The organism is Rhodococcus sp. LMD, from assembly GCF_056108245.1.
This window is the reverse complement of the sequence record NZ_CM148557.1, coordinates 3,898,113-3,912,084: the sequence shown is the minus strand read 5'-3', so window position 1 is coordinate 3,912,084 and position 13,972 is coordinate 3,898,113. Positions and strand designations below refer to the sequence as shown.

Below are 13,972 nucleotides of genomic sequence, written 5' to 3'. Positions count from 1 at the left end.
CGTTCTGAAAACAACCGTTGTCACATATATCCGATGTGTGCGTCTCGCGCGGGGAATTCACTGAACGGTGCCGACGTAGCGTTGCCACGCGGGCGTGCCAGGATTGGCCCATGACCAACGGAACACTTGTGTTGCTCCGCCACGGCGAGAGCGAATGGAACGCGATGAACCTCTTCACGGGATGGGTGGACGTCCACCTGACCGACAAGGGGATCGCCGAGGGCAAGCGGGCCGGCGAACTGCTCGCCGAGCACGATCTCCTGCCGGACGTGCTCTACACGTCGCTGCTGCGCCGCGCCATCAGCACCGCCAACTACGCGCTCGACGCCGCGGATCGGCACTGGATTCCGGTCGTGCGCGACTGGCGCCTGAACGAGCGGCACTACGGTGCGCTGCAGGGCAAGAACAAGGCGGAGATCAAGGCGGAGTTCGGCGACGAGCAGTTCATGCTGTGGCGCCGCAGCTACGACACCCCGCCCCCGCCGATCGAGCCCGGCAGCAAGTACAGCCAGGACAGCGACGTCCGGTACGCGGACGTCGACGAGGTGCCGCTCACCGAGTGCCTGAAGGACGTCGTCGATCGCCTCATCCCGTACTGGGAGGAGACCATCTCCCAGGACGTGCGGGCCGGCCGGACCGTCCTGATCACGGCCCACGGCAACTCGCTGCGTGCTCTGGTCAAGCACCTCGACGGGATCTCCGACGAGGAGATCGCCGGGCTGAACATCCCCACCGGCATCCCGCTGCGTTACGACCTCGACGAGAACCTGCGCCCGCTGAACCCGGGTGGCACGTACCTCGATCCCGAGGCGGCCGCGGCGGGTGCCGCCGCCGTCGCGGGTCAGGGCGGCCGGTAGTTCCCAGGGGCCGCGGGCGACTGTCCGCGGCCCCGGGAAACGGGCGGTGAACACGCGGCAAATGCTGCGAACATGCGGTGTGACGTGCGGCGGAATGCCCCGACCCGCTGTCACCGCCGCGCCGCGCGTACGTACGATTCGAGACGTGACTGTTGCGCAGGCCGTGCTGCTCGCCGGGGCCGCCGTCCTCGGTGCCGTGTCCGCGATCGTGCTGATGCGGCTCCTCCGGCGCCGGGCCGCCGACCGCACCGACGCCGACCTCACCATGGCGCAGGTCCTCGATCGCGTGGTCTTCGGCGCGGACACCGGCATCGCCGTCGTCGACCGGTTCCACGACGTCGTCCTGTTCAATCCGCGTGCCGAGGAACTCGGCCTGGTCCGCAACCGGCTCGTCGAGGACTCGGCCTGGGCCGCCGCCACCCGTGTCCTCGAGACGGGTGAACCCGCCGAACTCGACCTCACCGCGAAGACGCCCCGCGGTCGCGAGCGCGTGGCGGTGCGCTGCGTCGCGCGGCGTCTGCTCGACGACGACGCGCGCTTCGTCGCGCTCTACGCCTACGACGACTCCGAGCAGGTCCGGATGGAGGCCACCCGCCGGGACTTCGTCGCCAACGTCAGTCACGAACTCAAGACCCCCGTGGGCGCGATGGCCCTGCTCGCCGAAGCCCTGCTCGAATCCGCCGACGACCCGGAATCCGTGCGGCACTTCGGAACCCGGCTACAGAGCGAGGCCAACCGGCTCGGCAACATGGTGACCGAACTGATCGCGCTCTCGCGCCTGCAGGGGGCCGAGAAGCTGCCGAACCTCGAGGTGGTCGAGGTCGACGACGTCGTCGAGGAGGCGCTGCGCCGCACCCGCCTGACCGCCGAGAACGCGCAGATCACCGTCACCACCGACGCCGCCGGCGGGTACGAGGTCCTCGGCGACCAGACCCTGCTCGTCACCGCGCTGGCCAATCTGATCGAGAATGCGATCGCCTACTCGTCTCCGGGTTCGCCGGTGTCGGTCAGCCGGTCCCTGCGCGCGGGCAAGGTCGCGATCGCGGTGACCGACCGCGGCATCGGGATCGAGAAGGAGGACCAGGAGCGCGTCTTCGAACGGTTCTTCCGGGTCGACAAGGCCCGTTCCCGCGCCACCGGTGGCACCGGTCTCGGGCTGGCGATCGTCAAGCACGTCGCCGCCAACCACAACGGGGAGATCCGGTTGTGGAGCCAGCCGGGAACCGGGTCGACGTTCACGCTCCTCATCCCCGCCTGTTCGCCCGATCCCCGCGAATCCCACGGAGCCACACCTCGCCACGAGGGCGGCCCCGCGCTGACGGTGGAGCGGTGACGGGCGAGCGGTGACGGTGGAGCGGGGCGACCATGCCGACACCTACGACGAGAATCGGAAATGAGCCGGATGCACCAGGTGACAAAGGGTACGGAGGACCAGCAGTGACGCGTGTGCTGATCGTGGAGGACGAGGAATCGCTGGCGGATCCGCTCGCGTTCCTCCTGCGCAAGGAGGGCTTCGAGACCACCGTCGTCGGTGACGGACCGTCGGCGCTCGCGGAATTCGACCGCGCCGGCGCGGACATCGTCCTGCTGGACCTGATGCTGCCCGGCATGAGCGGCACCGATGTCTGCAAGCAGCTGCGCAACCGGTCCGGCGTGCCGGTGATCATGGTGACCGCGCGCGACAGCGAGATCGACAAGGTGGTCGGCCTCGAACTGGGGGCGGACGACTACGTCACCAAGCCGTACTCGGCGCGCGAACTCATCGCCCGCATCCGTGCGGTGCTGCGCCGCGGCGGGGAGAACGACGCCGAGGCGACGCAGGACGACGGGATCCTCGAGGCCGGGCCGGTGCGGATGGACGTGGACCGGCACGTCGTGCACGTGGCCGGGAATCCCGTCACGCTGCCGCTCAAGGAGTTCGACCTGCTGGAGTACCTGCTGCGCAACTCCGGCCGGGTGCTCACGCGCGGCCAGCTGATCGACCGGGTGTGGGGTGCCGACTACGTCGGCGACACCAAGACCCTCGACGTGCACGTCAAGCGGCTGCGCTCGAAGATCGAGGCCGACCCCGCCAAGCCGCAGCACCTGGTCACGGTCCGCGGCCTCGGCTACAAGCTCGAGGGGTAGGGGCCCGCCCCCGGGGTGCGCTCGGCGGCGGCCGTCGTCGCGGGATGCACGGCGATCAGGCCCAGCCCCTCGCGACGACGGCACAGCCGCGCGAGTTCGTCGTAGGCGGCGTCGCCGATCAGCTCGCGCAGTTCCGGTGCGTACGACTGCCAGACCGGTGCGGCCCCCACGTGGGCGTCCGGCGAGCCGGAGCAGTACCAGTCCAGGTCGTGGCCGCCCTCGCCCCAACCGCGCCGGTCGTACTCGGTGACGACGGTGCGCAGCACCTCGGTGCCGTCGGGACGCTCGACCCAGTCCTGGGTGCGGCGGATCGGCAGTTGCCAGCACACGTCCGGCTTCACCTCGAGAGGCTCGATGCTGCGTCGCAGCGCCATCTTGTGCAGCGCGCAGCCGATGCCGCCGGCGAAGCCCGGCCGGTTGAGGAAGATGCACGCCCCCTTGTAGCGGCGAGTGCGCAGGGCCGGCTCGTCCTCGAGGTCGTCCTCCTCGAGATAGCCCTTCTTGCCGAGTCCCTTCGGCATCAACTGCCAGTCCTCCGGCGTGAGATGTCTCACTGCGGCGTCCAGCTTGGCGCGATCGTCGTCGTCCGACAGGAACGCGCCGTGCGAGCAGCATCCGTCGTCCGGCCGGCCGGCGATGATGCCCTGGCACGCGGGCGTGCCGAACACGCAGGTCCAGCGGGAGAGCAGCCACGTCAGGTCGGCGGCGACGACGTGCTCGCTGTTGTCCGGGTCGATGAACTCCACCCATTCGCGCGGGAAATCGAGGGGCACTTCGGGGGCCGGGACCTGCTTGTGTGCGGCACCGGGCATACCTGCTGTCACAGGACCCGACGGTAGACCCAGTACCGTATGTATGTGCGCCTTGGGGTACTCGACGTCGGAAGCAACACCGTTCATCTACTCGTGGTGGACGCTCATCGCGGTGGCCATCCCACCCCCATGAGCTCGACGAAGGCAACCCTGCGCCTGTCCGAGAACACGGACGACCGCGGTGACATCACCCCGCAGGGCGCCGACCGGCTGGTCGAGACGGTCGCCGACTTCGCCGGCATCGCCCGCACCTCCGGATGCGAGGAGCTGATGGCGTTCGCGACCTCCGCGGTGCGCGATGCCACCAACTCCGACGCGGTGCTCAGTCGCGTCCGCGCCGAGACCGGCGTCGCGCTCGAGGTGCTCTCCGGTGTGGACGAGGCCCGGCTGACGTTCCTCGCGGTGCGGCGGTGGTACGGCTGGAGCGCGGGACGCATCCTGTGCCTGGACATCGGCGGCGGCTCCCTGGAGCTGACCTTCGGCGGCGACGAGGACCCCGATGTGGCGTTCTCGCTGCAGCTCGGTGCCGGGCGCCTGACTCGGGACTGGCTGAGCGAGGACCCGCCCGGTAAGCGGCGCGTCGCGGTGCTGCGGGACTGGCTCGATGCCGAACTCGTCCGGCCCGCCGAGGAGCTGCGGGCGGCCGGTGCTCCCGACCTGTGCGTGGGGAGCTCGAAGACCTTCCGCACCCTCGCACGGCTGACCGGTGCCGCCCCGTCGTCGGCGGGCCCCCGGGTGCGGCGCACCCTGACCGCCGCCGGGTTGCGTCAGCTCATCGCATTCATCTCCCGCATGACGGCCGCGGACCGTGCCGAGCTCGAGGGCGTGAGCTCCGACCGGTCGCAGCAGATCGTCGCCGGTGCCCTCGTCGCGGAGGCCGCCATGCGCGCGCTGGGAGTGGAAACTCTCGATATCTGTCCCTGGGCCCTGCGCGAGGGGCTCATTCTCCGCAAGCTCGACACCGAGATGGGGGGCGAACTGATGGTGGTTTCGCAATGACGGACGGCAGCAGCACCGACACCGGGCAGATCTCCGTCGCGGAGCTGCTGGCCCGCAACGGCCAGAAGGTGAATTCCCGCGCCGGCGGACGCCGCCGCCGTGGCGTCAGCGGCGGCATCTCGGTTGCGGAACTGACCGGCGAGATTCCCGTGACCGCCCCGGAACCGGCCCAGGCGCCGAAGACCGGAGTCTCCGAGGCCGACGTCCCCGAGACCGAGGCTGCCGAGACCGAGGCTCCCGAGACCGAGGCCCCCGAGACCGAGGCTCCGGAGAGCGAGGCCCCGGAGGCCGAACCCGTCGTGTCCGCTCCGCCGAAGGCGCAGGCGCCGGTGCCCTCGACGACGCAGGCGCCGGTGGCTCCGAAAGCGCTGGCGCCGGTGGCTCCGAAGGCGCAGGCGCCGGTGCCGCCGCGGCCGGACCGTCGCGAACCCGAGCCCGAACCCGAACCGTCCGAGACCGAGGCGACCGGGCCCGGGACCCCGGCCCCGACGTCCCCGCCCCGGACGCGCGAGGAGCCGGCGGCCGAGCGGGTGCCGGTGAAGGTCGAGTCGCCGACCGAGATCATCCGTCCGGCCGTCCTGCCGCGACGAGCGCGCGCGCACGCCGAGGTGGCCGTGAGTGCTCCGGCGCGGCCCGCGGATACCCCCGAGCCGAGGCTGCTGTCCGGGCCCGCGAGCGACCTGCGGGGCAGCGGCGACGACACCGCCGATGGCGAGACCGAGACGATCGGCAAGGCCGTGGCCGCGGACGAGCCGGACGTGGAGCAGCGGGAGAAGCCCGCGTCCCGTCGCAGCGACGCCGCAGCGGCGGAGACCCCGTCCGCGGCGGAGTCCGACGTCTCGTCCGGCACCGGCGAGTCCCGCAGCGCGATCGCGCAGTGGGCCCGGTTGATCGGCGAGGGTGTCGTCGCGATCGTCGCGGGCGCCCTGCTGTTCAAGGGCTTCGAGCAGTTGTGGGATGCGTTGCCGTGGGTGGCATTCGCACTCGCCCTGCTGGTCATCGTCGGCCTGGTGGCGATGGTGCGCATCCTGCGCCGCACCGACGACATCGCGAGCCAGCTCATCGCCCTTGCCGTGGGTGCCTTCGTGACGTTCGGTCCGCTGTTGTTCCTGCTGCCCACCGGCTGACCCGGCACATCGTCATGAGCACCCTGTCGCGAGAGATCCTGGTCGGACTGTCCACCGCTTCGGTGTACCCGGAGAACACCGAGGCGGCCTTCCGCTATGCGGCCGAACTCGGCTACGACGGCGTGGAGCTGATGGTGTGGGCGGAGTCGGTGAGCCAGGACGTGCGTGCGGTGCAGGCGCTGGTGCGCAAGTACGGCATACCGGTGCTGGCGGTGCACGCGCCGTGCCTGTTGATCTCGCAGCGTGTGTGGGGTTCGGATCCGGCCGCGAAGCTCGAGCGGTCGGTGCGCGCAGCGGAAGCGCTCGGGGCCGCGTCGGTGGTGGTGCATCCGCCGTTCCGATGGCAGCGCCGGTACGCGGAGGGCTTCGCGGATCAGGTCGCGGACCTCGAGGACCGCAGCCACGTGGTCGTGGCGGTGGAGAACATGTACCCGATGCGCGCCGACGTGTTCTTCGGCGGCCGCGACCGCACCGCGCAGCGCATGAGACGGCGTGGCGGGCCCGGCCGTGCGGTGTCGGCCTTCAGCCCGTCGATCGATCCCACCGACACCGGCTTCGCGCACTACACACTGGACCTGTCGCACACGGCCACGGCGGGGATGGACGCGATGGCCCTCGCCGAGCGGATGGGCGGCGGTCTGGCTCATCTGCACCTCGCGGACGGTCACGGCGCGTCGACGGACGAGCATCTGCTCCCGGGCGACGGCGGCCAGCCGTGCGAGCAGGTGTGCCGGCTACTGGCCGAGAGCGACTTCACCGGGCACGTCGTCCTGGAGGTCAGTACCCAGGGGGCGCGCACGCGGTCCGCGCGGGCGGGAGCGCTGACCCGGTCGCTGGCCTTCGCGCGCGAGCATCTGCACCGGGCCCCCCGCCTGGCGATCACCACCGGGCCCGAGCATCCGCGTGCGACGACGATCGAGCAGGTGCACCCGTCAGGCCAGAGCACCGAGTCCGGCGCCGAGAACCACGACTCCTGAGATCGTCACGCCGGCGACGAGGGCGGCGGCACCCAGCCATACGCAGGCGATCATGGCGCCCGGCCGCCTGGGGTCCGGGCCGAGCACGGACAGGAAGAACCCGGCGGGAATCAGGATCGCCGAGCCGAGCACTGCGATCGCGCCGGCGGCGGCCCATCCGGGTGAGGCGCCGACGGCGTCGGTGAGCACGGCGACCAGCAACCCCAAGGTGACGAGGACGCCGGCGTGGGCGTGACCGGCGCGGAAGAAGGACTTCTGCAGGTCGTTGGCCGGCACGTGCCCGCCCGCGACGCGCAGCAGGAACGTGCCGCCGAAGGCGATCCCGGTGACGGTGAGCAGGGTGGCGCCGAGAGCGACGACGAGTACGGGGTGCACGGAATCCTCCTCGCGGAGTATTGGATAGTTGCAGTATCCAATACTGGATAGTTGTACTATCCACTGTCAAGGGGAGGTGGCAATGCGGATCTCGGAACTGGTGGACCGGACCGGCGTCCCGCTGGCGACCGTGAAGTACTACCTGCGCGAGGGGCTGCTGATGCCGGGCGAGGCGACCAGCGCCACCCAGGCCCGGTACGACGGGCGGCACGTGCGGCGCCTCGCGCTGATCCGTGCGCTCGCCGCCCAGGGGCTGCCGCTGCCGCGCATCCGCGAGATCGTCCGCCTCCTCGACGGCACCGACGAGTCGCTGTTCGTCGCCCTCGGCCGGGCCATCGCGGCGCTGCCGCCCTACCCGCCGGGCGACGGCGAGTCCGTACCCCACGACTATCCGCGCGCCCGGCACGTCCTCGAACGGCTCGGTCAGCTCTACGACCCCCGGTTCGCCGCCGTCGCACAGCTCGAGCGGGCCCTCGCCGCCCTCGACTCCGCCGGCCTGACGATGAGCGACGAGCGCATCGACGTCTACGGACGGCACGTGCTCGGCATCGCCGAGATCGACATCGACCTGCTGCCCACCCGCTCCCGGGAGGCGACGGTCGAGGCGGCGGTCCTCGGCACCGCCCTGTACGAACCCGTCCTCACCGCGATGCGCCGTCTCGCACACCAGCACCTTGCCGCCCGTCGCCTCACCGAGTCCGGCCCGCCCGTCCCCGATTCACCGGACGGACCCGTCCCCGATTCACCGGACGGACCCGTCCCCGATTCACCGGACGGACCCGTCCCCGATTCACAGGACGGACCCGTCCCCGATTCACAGGAGCAGCAATGACCGACACCGTGCCCGATCCCGGCAACCACCCCTTCCGCGACCTGACGACGCTCGACGCCGCCGGCGACGACCGTTGGCTCGCGCACATCGCCCCGGTCTGGACGATCGGCCCCAAGGTCCACGGGGGCTGCATGCTCGCGGTGTGCGCCGCGGCGGCCCGGTCGGCGGCGCAGGCGGCGGGAGCCGATCCGGCGGTGCAACCTCTTGCGGTCAGCGCCGGGTTCGTTGCCGCCCCCGACCCGGGCGACGTCCAGCTGACCACCATCGTCCGCAAGCTCGGGAAGCAGGTCGGGCTCGTCGACGTGGAGCTCTCGCAGGGCGATCGGGTCGCGGTCCGTGCCTCGGTGACGCTCGGTCGGCCCGACACCGGCGAGCCGCGATACACCACTGCCCATCCGGTGGCCGAACTGTCGGTGCAGCCGCCCGCGGACGCGCCGCTGATCGGCCCCGGCCACCCGATGGCCCAGGTGGTGAACCTGTGCGGGGGCGCCGACCTCGTGGTGGACGAGACCAGTGCCCGTTTCCTCGCGGGAGAGCAGGGTGAACCGGTGGTGCGGATGTGGGCGCGGCCGTGGCCGGGGGACGAGGCCGACGTCGACACCGCCGCGCTGTTCGCGCTCATGGCCGGGGACATCTCGGCTCCGGTCACCATGAACCGGGGCCTGTTCGGCTGGGCGCCGACCGTGCAGCTCACCGCGTACCTGCGGCGACTGCCGGCGCCCGGCTGGCTGCGGATCATGGCCGACAGCACGGTCCTGGGCAACGCCTGGTTCGAGGAGGACCACACCGTCGTCGATGCCACCGGCGCCGTCGTCGTGCAGAGCCGTCAGCTCGCCATGGTCCCGCGCTGATCGTCGGGGCGATGCGGGCCCCGGCAGCGGCCGTGGCAGGCTGTTGCCCATGACGAGAATTGCGGTGATCGGCGGCGGCAGGATCGGTGAGGCGCTGGTCTCGGGGCTGCTGCAGAGTGGATTCGCGACCAAGGATCTGGTGGTCGTCGAGAAGTTCCCGGCGCGGAGCGAGGAGCTCACCGCCGAGTACTCGATCCGGGTCACCGACTCGATCGCCGACGCGGCCGAAGGTGCGGACGTGCTGGTGATCGCGGTCAAGCCGGGCGACGTCGACGTCGTGCTCGCCGATCTGGGCAAGGCAGACCTCGACAGCGAACGCGAGAAGCTGCTGATGTCGCTGGTCGCCGGCGTGCCCACGTCCCGGTACGAGAACCGGCTGCCGGCCGGATCGCCGGTTGTGCGCGTCATGCCCAACACCCCGATGCTGGTGGGGGAGGGCGCGAGCGTGATCGCCGCCGGCCGGCACGTCAAGCCCGACCACCTGGCGCTGGCACGTGAGGTCCTGGAGTCGGTGGGGACCGTGACGGTGGTTCCCGAGTCCCAGATCGACGCGGTGACCGCTGTGTCCGGTTCCGGTCCGGCATATTTCTTCCTCGTCGCCGAGGCGATGATCGACGCGGGCGTCGCCCTGGGACTGACGCGGGCGACGACGACCGAGCTCGTGGTGCAGACGATGACCGGCTCGGCGGCCATGCTCGCCCGGTCGGGGGAGAACGCCGCCGACCTGCGCGCGGCGGTGACATCGCCGGGTGGAACCACCGCGGCGGCGATCCGGGAACTCGAGCGCGGCGGCGTGCGGACGGCGTTCTACGAGGCCCTCGCGGCCGCCCGGGACCGCTCTGCGGCACTCGGTTCGTCCGCCGATTGAGGAAATTGGTCGTCCGCATCGTCGCACGGGAACCATTGGTCACGCTAAGCTCGATTGAGCACGTGCGTGTCTGTTCCGCCGGAGGGGAAGCCGGCGGCGCGGGACGTGCCGGAGGTGTGTAATGGTATCTGGAAGCAAACCGTCGAAGGGTCAACCCGAGGACGGTCAGTCGGTTCTCTCCGGCACCCAGTTCCTCACCGTCGCCGAAGTGGCGGCGCTGATGCGGGTGTCGAAGATGACCGTGTACAGGCTGGTGCACAGCGGGGAACTGCCCGCCGTGCGAGTGGGACGTTCGTTCCGGGTGCACGCCAAGGCCGTGCACGATTACCTGGAAACGTCCTACTTCGACGTCGGCTGAGCGGTCGACGGCCGCAATCGGAGCCCGGAGCGGACCTCGGTTTCACTACTCGAAACCCGCCCCGGTACGATTGCTTGTCGTCGTACCGGCCACCCGGTGTCGTGAGGCGCTGAGCTCGTCACCACGCGGCCCAGCGTCGACTACAGGCGTACGTCACCGGCGTGCGCGCAGGAACGCTAGAGAGAACGTGAGGGAAACCCAGATGGGTTCTGTGATCAAGAAGCGCCGCAAGCGCATGTCGAAGAAGAAGCACCGTAAGCTGCTCCGCCGCACCCGAGTGCAGCGTCGTAAACTCGGCAAGTAGATCGATTCCCCGATGCCCGTCACCCGTGTGGTGGCGGGCATCGAGCGTCTGTGCCGACGGCCCGTCACGAGGTCGTCCGCGGAACGCCCGATCCGGGTGGTATGCGGAGTCCGGGTGGCTGAGGACGAACGTCCCGCCTCCGGGTCTTTCCAGTGATCGGTTACGCCGGTGTAATGCTTTGTTGCGAGAGTCACCGTATCGTGAGAGACCGGAGTGACAGCAGGGGGTGAGTGGGTGAGTTCGGAGATCGACGGCATCGACCCGCCGAGGGTGGCTCTGGTCACCGGCGCGAGCCGATTCCTCGGCGGGTACCTGGTCACCCGTCTGGCCCAGCACCCGGACGTCGAACGCGTCATCGCGGTCGACACCCAGTCGCCCACCAAGGACATGCTGCGGCGCATGGGCCGCGCCGAGTTCGTGCTCGCCGACATCCGCAACCCCCTCATCGGCAAGGTCATCCGGAACATGGACGTCGACACCGTCGTCCACACGTCCACCCTCACCAAGGCGCCGAAGTCCGGCAGTCGCGCCGCCATGAAGGACATGAACGTCCTCGGCGCGATGCAGTTGTTCGCCGTGTGCCAGAAGACCCCGTCCGTGCGACGCGTCGTGCTGCGGTCGTCGTCGGTGGTGTACGGATCGAGCGCGAAGGACCCCGCGAAGTTCACCGAGGAGATGAGCGCGCGCCGCCGTCCGACCGGCGCCTTCGCCCGCGACATGATCGAGGTCGAGGGCTACCTGCGCGGGATGGCACGCCGGCGGCCGGACATCGCGGCGACGATCCTGCGCCTGGCCCCGACGGTGGGCAACCACCTGCCCGGCTCCGTCTCGCGATACCTCACCTCCCCGATCGTGCCCACCATTCTCGGCCGCGATGCCCGGTTGCAGTTGCTGCACGAGGAGGATGCGCTCTCGGCGCTCGAGCGAGCCACCGTCGCCGGCCAGTCCGGGACCTACAACGTCGCCGGGGACGGCATCGTGATGATGTCGCAGGCCGTGCGGCGGGCCGGCGGACTGACCGTGCCGATGCCCTACGGCTTGTTCCGCACCGTCGGGCAGGCGCTGATGGGGCCGGTGATGAAGTCGTTCAACAAGGAAGAACTCGACTACTTCCACTTCGGGCGCGGGCTGGACACCACGCGGATGCGCACCGAACTCGGCTTCGAGCCGAGGTGGACCACGAGGCAGGCCCTCGACGACTACGCTCGCAGCGTCGGGCTGCGGCAGGTCGTCAGGACGGAATGGGTCGATCGAACCGAGTCGATCCTGCTCTCGGCGCTCGGAGAGCGAATGGAGGCGCGATGACAGAAGTGGCCAAGGTGATTCCACTCCACGGGGGAGCGGGGTCGGCACGACGGGCGGGTGCACGCCCGGGCGCCGGTTCCGGTCACCCGTCGACGTACGGCTCCCCGATCCCACCCGAACCGCCCGCGGCGCCGGTGCAGGAGACGGCGGCGGACGGGTTCCTCGACGACCTGCGGCACAAACTGGTCGGGCAGATCACCGGCACCGCCGAGTTCCTGCGGCGACGGATCACCGGCGACTACGAGGTGGACGACTTCGGCTTCGACCCGCATTTCACCGACAACGTCCTGCTGCCGGCGCTGCGGCCGCTGTTCGAGAAGTGGTTCCGTGTCGAAGTGCGGGGCATCGAGAACATCCCGGCCGACGGGCGCGCGCTGATCGTCGCCAACCATGCCGGCACCTTGCCCGTGGACGCATTGATGACCTCCGTCGCGGTGCACGACCTCGCCCACCGTCCCCTGCGTATGCTCGCCGCCGACCTCGCCTTCGGTATGCCGGTCGTCGGCAGCGTCACCCGCAAGGCGGGGCACACCCTCGCGTGCCATCCGGACGCCGAGCGGCTCCTGCGCGAGGATCAGGTGGTCGCGGTGTTCCCCGAGGGGTACAAGGGTCTCGGCAAGCCGTTCAGCGAACGCTACAAGCTGCAGCGGTTCGGGCGCGGGGGCTTCGTCTCGGCTGCGCTCCAGACGAAGGCACCGATCGTGCCCTGCTCGATCGTGGGTTCGGAGGAGATCTACCCGAAGATCGCCGACCTGACGTCCATCGCCCGGCTCCTCGGTCTTCCGTACTTCCCGATCACCCCGTTGTTCCCGGCCCTAGGCCCGCTGGGCATCGTGCCGCTGCCCTCGAAGTGGTACATCGAGTTCGGTAGTCCGATCGCCACCGACGTCTACGACGATGCCGCGGTGGAGGATCCGATGGTGTTGTTCGAGGTGACCGACCACGTGCGGGAGACCATCCAGCAGACGCTGTACCGGTTGCTCACCAAACGGCGCAACGTATTCCTCGGTTGAGTCCGGCCGTCACGCCGCGGAGTCGCGGCGACGGCCGAGAGCGGCGGCGAGCGCGCCCCCCGCGGCACCGAGAGCCAGCGCCGTCGGAACGCCGATGCGCGCCGCCTTGCGGGCCGTGCGGAAATCCCGGATCTCCCACCCCCGGGTCTTCGCGAGTTCCCGCAGGTCGGCGTCGGGGTTGACGGCGACCGGCGTGCCGACGAGCGAGAGCATGGGTACGTCGTTGTGGCTGTCGGAGTACGCCGTGCAGCGCTTGAGGTTCAGTCCCTCGCGGATCGCCAGGGCCCGCACCGCGTGGGCCTTGCCCAGGCCGTGCAGGATGTCGCCGACGAGACGGCCGGTGAACACGCCGTCCTGCGACTCGGCGACGGTGCCGAGGGCGCCGGTCAGACCGAGGCGCTCGGCGATGACATTCGCCAGTTCGACCGGGGTGGCGGTCACCAGCCACACCTGCTGCCCGGCGTCGAGGTGCATCTGCGCCAGCGCGCGAGTGCCGGGCCAGATCTTGTCCGCGATGATCTCGTCGTAGATCTCCTCGCCGAGGCGGGCCAGCTCCGCCGTGGACCGGCCGGCGACGAACGACAGCGCCTTCTCGCGGCCGCTGGCGACGTCGTCCGAGTTCTCCTTGCCGGTGACCCGGAACTTGACCTGCTGCCAGGCGAACTCGGCCAGGTCGGACTTGGTGAAGTAGTCGCGGGCGGCGAGTCCGCGCGCGAAGTGGATGATCGACGCGCCCTGCACCATCGTGTTGTCGACGTCGAAGAACGCGGCCGCGGTCAGATCCTGCGGAACGGGAGTCGTCGAGATGCCGACGGGCTCGGCTTCGGTGCGGGCCTCCTGCAGGGCGAGCGCGGCATCGGCACTCGCCTGTCCGGCGAGGTTCGCGCGGACCTCGGCCTCGCTGGGGCCGAACTTGCTCCACAGCCGGCGCCGGCCCGGCCGGATCAGACCGGCCAGGGTCTCGCTGACGCGACCGGCCAGGTTCTCGCCGAATCCCCAGCCGTGTGGCACTGGACGTTCCGGCACCTGCACCTCCCTGTTGCGCGACGGCCGTGCCGTCGAGTGCTGCCGGCCGGGTTTGCCGGCGGCCGGCCGTCGTGTGTGGCAGACCGCCTCAGCCTAGCCCGCGCCGTGCCCCGCTCCGCGCGTTGCCGCATGTGGACCGGG

Annotated in this window: 16 protein-coding genes; 13 read left to right on the top strand and 3 right to left on the bottom strand. The window is 70.5% G+C overall.

Going from position 1 to position 13,972, the window contains the following annotated elements; genetic code table 11:
* Positions 1-110: 110 nt before the first annotated feature.
* The 3 genes from ACWPQI_RS17855 to ACWPQI_RS17845 all read left to right on the top strand — a co-directional run bounded on the left by ACWPQI_RS17855 (position 111) and on the right by ACWPQI_RS17845 (position 2,984).
* Positions 111-857, top strand: coding sequence for a phosphoglyceromutase (locus ACWPQI_RS17855; protein ID WP_010592094.1), 747 nt, complete (start codon positions 111-113; stop codon positions 855-857).
* Positions 858-1,002: 145 nt separating this feature from the next.
* Positions 1,003-2,190 (top strand): sensor histidine kinase, encoded by a 1,188-nt coding sequence (locus ACWPQI_RS17850; RefSeq protein WP_010592093.1) that lies wholly within the window; start codon positions 1,003-1,005, stop codon positions 2,188-2,190.
* A gap of 104 nt (positions 2,191-2,294) precedes the next feature.
* Positions 2,295-2,984, top strand: coding sequence for a response regulator transcription factor (locus ACWPQI_RS17845; RefSeq protein ID WP_010592092.1), 690 nt, complete (start codon positions 2,295-2,297; stop codon positions 2,982-2,984).
* Here the strand turns inward: ACWPQI_RS17845 and ACWPQI_RS17840 are convergent.
* Positions 2,966-3,796, bottom strand: coding sequence for a DUF3109 family protein (locus ACWPQI_RS17840; protein ID WP_059174371.1), 831 nt, complete (start codon positions 3,794-3,796; stop codon positions 2,966-2,968). The genes ACWPQI_RS17845 and ACWPQI_RS17840 overlap by 19 nt on opposite strands.
* 45 nt (positions 3,797-3,841) lie before the next feature.
* On the opposite strand from ACWPQI_RS17840, the gene ACWPQI_RS17835 reads away from it, so the two are divergent.
* The 3 genes from ACWPQI_RS17835 to ACWPQI_RS17825 are packed head-to-tail and all read left to right on the top strand — an operon-like array spanning position 3,842 to position 6,899.
* The gene (locus tag ACWPQI_RS17835) at positions 3,842-4,795 is read left to right on the top strand and encodes a Ppx/GppA family phosphatase (RefSeq protein WP_082061233.1); all 954 of its coding nucleotides are present in this window, start codon (positions 3,842-3,844) and stop codon (positions 4,793-4,795) included.
* Positions 4,792-5,922: a hypothetical protein gene (locus tag ACWPQI_RS17830; RefSeq protein WP_140188757.1), complete on the top strand. Its 1,131-nt coding sequence runs from the start codon at positions 4,792-4,794 to the stop codon at positions 5,920-5,922. Before ACWPQI_RS17835 ends, ACWPQI_RS17830 begins: the two co-directional genes overlap by 4 nt.
* Positions 5,923-5,936: 14 nt before the next feature.
* A complete protein-coding gene (locus tag ACWPQI_RS17825; RefSeq protein ID WP_017680057.1) occupies positions 5,937-6,899 on the top strand; it encodes a sugar phosphate isomerase/epimerase family protein in 963 nt (320 codons plus the stop codon).
* On the opposite strand, the gene ACWPQI_RS17820 is transcribed toward ACWPQI_RS17825, so the two are convergent.
* Positions 6,855-7,274 carry a hypothetical protein gene (locus ACWPQI_RS17820; RefSeq protein ID WP_017680056.1) on the bottom strand — a complete coding sequence of 140 codons (420 nt, stop codon included), beginning with the start codon at positions 7,272-7,274 and terminating at the stop codon, positions 6,855-6,857. The genes ACWPQI_RS17825 and ACWPQI_RS17820 overlap by 45 nt on opposite strands.
* Positions 7,275-7,356: 82 nt before the next feature.
* Between ACWPQI_RS17820 and ACWPQI_RS17815 the strand changes: the two genes are divergently transcribed.
* The 7 genes from ACWPQI_RS17815 (at position 7,357) to ACWPQI_RS17785 (ending at position 12,805) form a co-directional block, all read left to right on the top strand.
* A complete protein-coding gene (locus ACWPQI_RS17815; protein ID WP_474738415.1) occupies positions 7,357-8,106 on the top strand; it encodes a MerR family transcriptional regulator in 750 nt (249 codons plus the stop codon).
* On the top strand, positions 8,103-8,957 hold the full coding sequence (locus ACWPQI_RS17810) for a thioesterase family protein (RefSeq protein ID WP_017680054.1): 855 nt from the start codon (positions 8,103-8,105) through the stop codon (positions 8,955-8,957). Before ACWPQI_RS17815 ends, ACWPQI_RS17810 begins: the two co-directional genes overlap by 4 nt.
* A 49-nt stretch (positions 8,958-9,006) precedes the next feature.
* Positions 9,007-9,825: a pyrroline-5-carboxylate reductase gene (gene proC / locus ACWPQI_RS17805; RefSeq protein WP_026137606.1), complete on the top strand. Its 819-nt coding sequence runs from the start codon at positions 9,007-9,009 to the stop codon at positions 9,823-9,825.
* Between the two features lie 121 nt (positions 9,826-9,946).
* Positions 9,947-10,183 (top strand): helix-turn-helix domain-containing protein, encoded by a 237-nt coding sequence (locus tag ACWPQI_RS17800; RefSeq protein WP_003937551.1) that lies wholly within the window; start codon positions 9,947-9,949, stop codon positions 10,181-10,183.
* A gap of 202 nt (positions 10,184-10,385) precedes the next feature.
* Positions 10,386-10,487 (top strand): 30S ribosomal protein bS22, encoded by a 102-nt coding sequence (locus tag ACWPQI_RS17795; protein ID WP_003402602.1) that lies wholly within the window; start codon positions 10,386-10,388, stop codon positions 10,485-10,487.
* Positions 10,488-10,721: 234 nt separating this feature from the next.
* Positions 10,722-11,792 (top strand): NAD-dependent epimerase/dehydratase family protein, encoded by a 1,071-nt coding sequence (locus tag ACWPQI_RS17790; protein WP_017680052.1) that lies wholly within the window; start codon positions 10,722-10,724, stop codon positions 11,790-11,792.
* Positions 11,789-12,805: a lysophospholipid acyltransferase family protein gene (locus tag ACWPQI_RS17785; protein ID WP_040270916.1), complete on the top strand. Its 1,017-nt coding sequence runs from the start codon at positions 11,789-11,791 to the stop codon at positions 12,803-12,805. Before ACWPQI_RS17790 ends, ACWPQI_RS17785 begins: the two co-directional genes overlap by 4 nt.
* A gap of 9 nt (positions 12,806-12,814) precedes the next feature.
* Here ACWPQI_RS17785 and ACWPQI_RS17780 read toward each other — a convergent pair whose 3' ends face one another.
* A complete protein-coding gene (locus ACWPQI_RS17780; protein ID WP_026137603.1) occupies positions 12,815-13,831 on the bottom strand; it encodes an HAD family hydrolase in 1,017 nt (338 codons plus the stop codon).
* Between the last annotated feature and the right edge of the window lie 141 nt (positions 13,832-13,972).

Coding starts and splice junctions, on each gene's coding strand:
- ACWPQI_RS17785 (WP_040270916.1), top strand. CDS start 11,789: ATGACAGAAGTGGCCAAGGTGATTCCACTCCACGGGGGAGCGGGGTCG.
- ACWPQI_RS17815 (WP_474738415.1), top strand. CDS start 7,357: ATGCGGATCTCGGAACTGGTGGACCGGACCGGCGTCCCGCTGGCGACC.
- ACWPQI_RS17855 (WP_010592094.1), top strand. CDS start 111: ATGACCAACGGAACACTTGTGTTGCTCCGCCACGGCGAGAGCGAATGG.
- ACWPQI_RS17830 (WP_140188757.1), top strand. CDS start 4,792: ATGACGGACGGCAGCAGCACCGACACCGGGCAGATCTCCGTCGCGGAG.
- ACWPQI_RS17800 (WP_003937551.1), top strand. CDS start 9,947: ATGGTATCTGGAAGCAAACCGTCGAAGGGTCAACCCGAGGACGGTCAG.
- ACWPQI_RS17795 (WP_003402602.1), top strand. CDS start 10,386: ATGGGTTCTGTGATCAAGAAGCGCCGCAAGCGCATGTCGAAGAAGAAG.
- ACWPQI_RS17810 (WP_017680054.1), top strand. CDS start 8,103: ATGACCGACACCGTGCCCGATCCCGGCAACCACCCCTTCCGCGACCTG.
- ACWPQI_RS17840 (WP_059174371.1), bottom strand. CDS start 3,796: ATGCCCGGTGCCGCACACAAGCAGGTCCCGGCCCCCGAAGTGCCCCTC.
- ACWPQI_RS17825 (WP_017680057.1), top strand. CDS start 5,937: ATGAGCACCCTGTCGCGAGAGATCCTGGTCGGACTGTCCACCGCTTCG.
- proC (WP_026137606.1), top strand. CDS start 9,007: ATGACGAGAATTGCGGTGATCGGCGGCGGCAGGATCGGTGAGGCGCTG.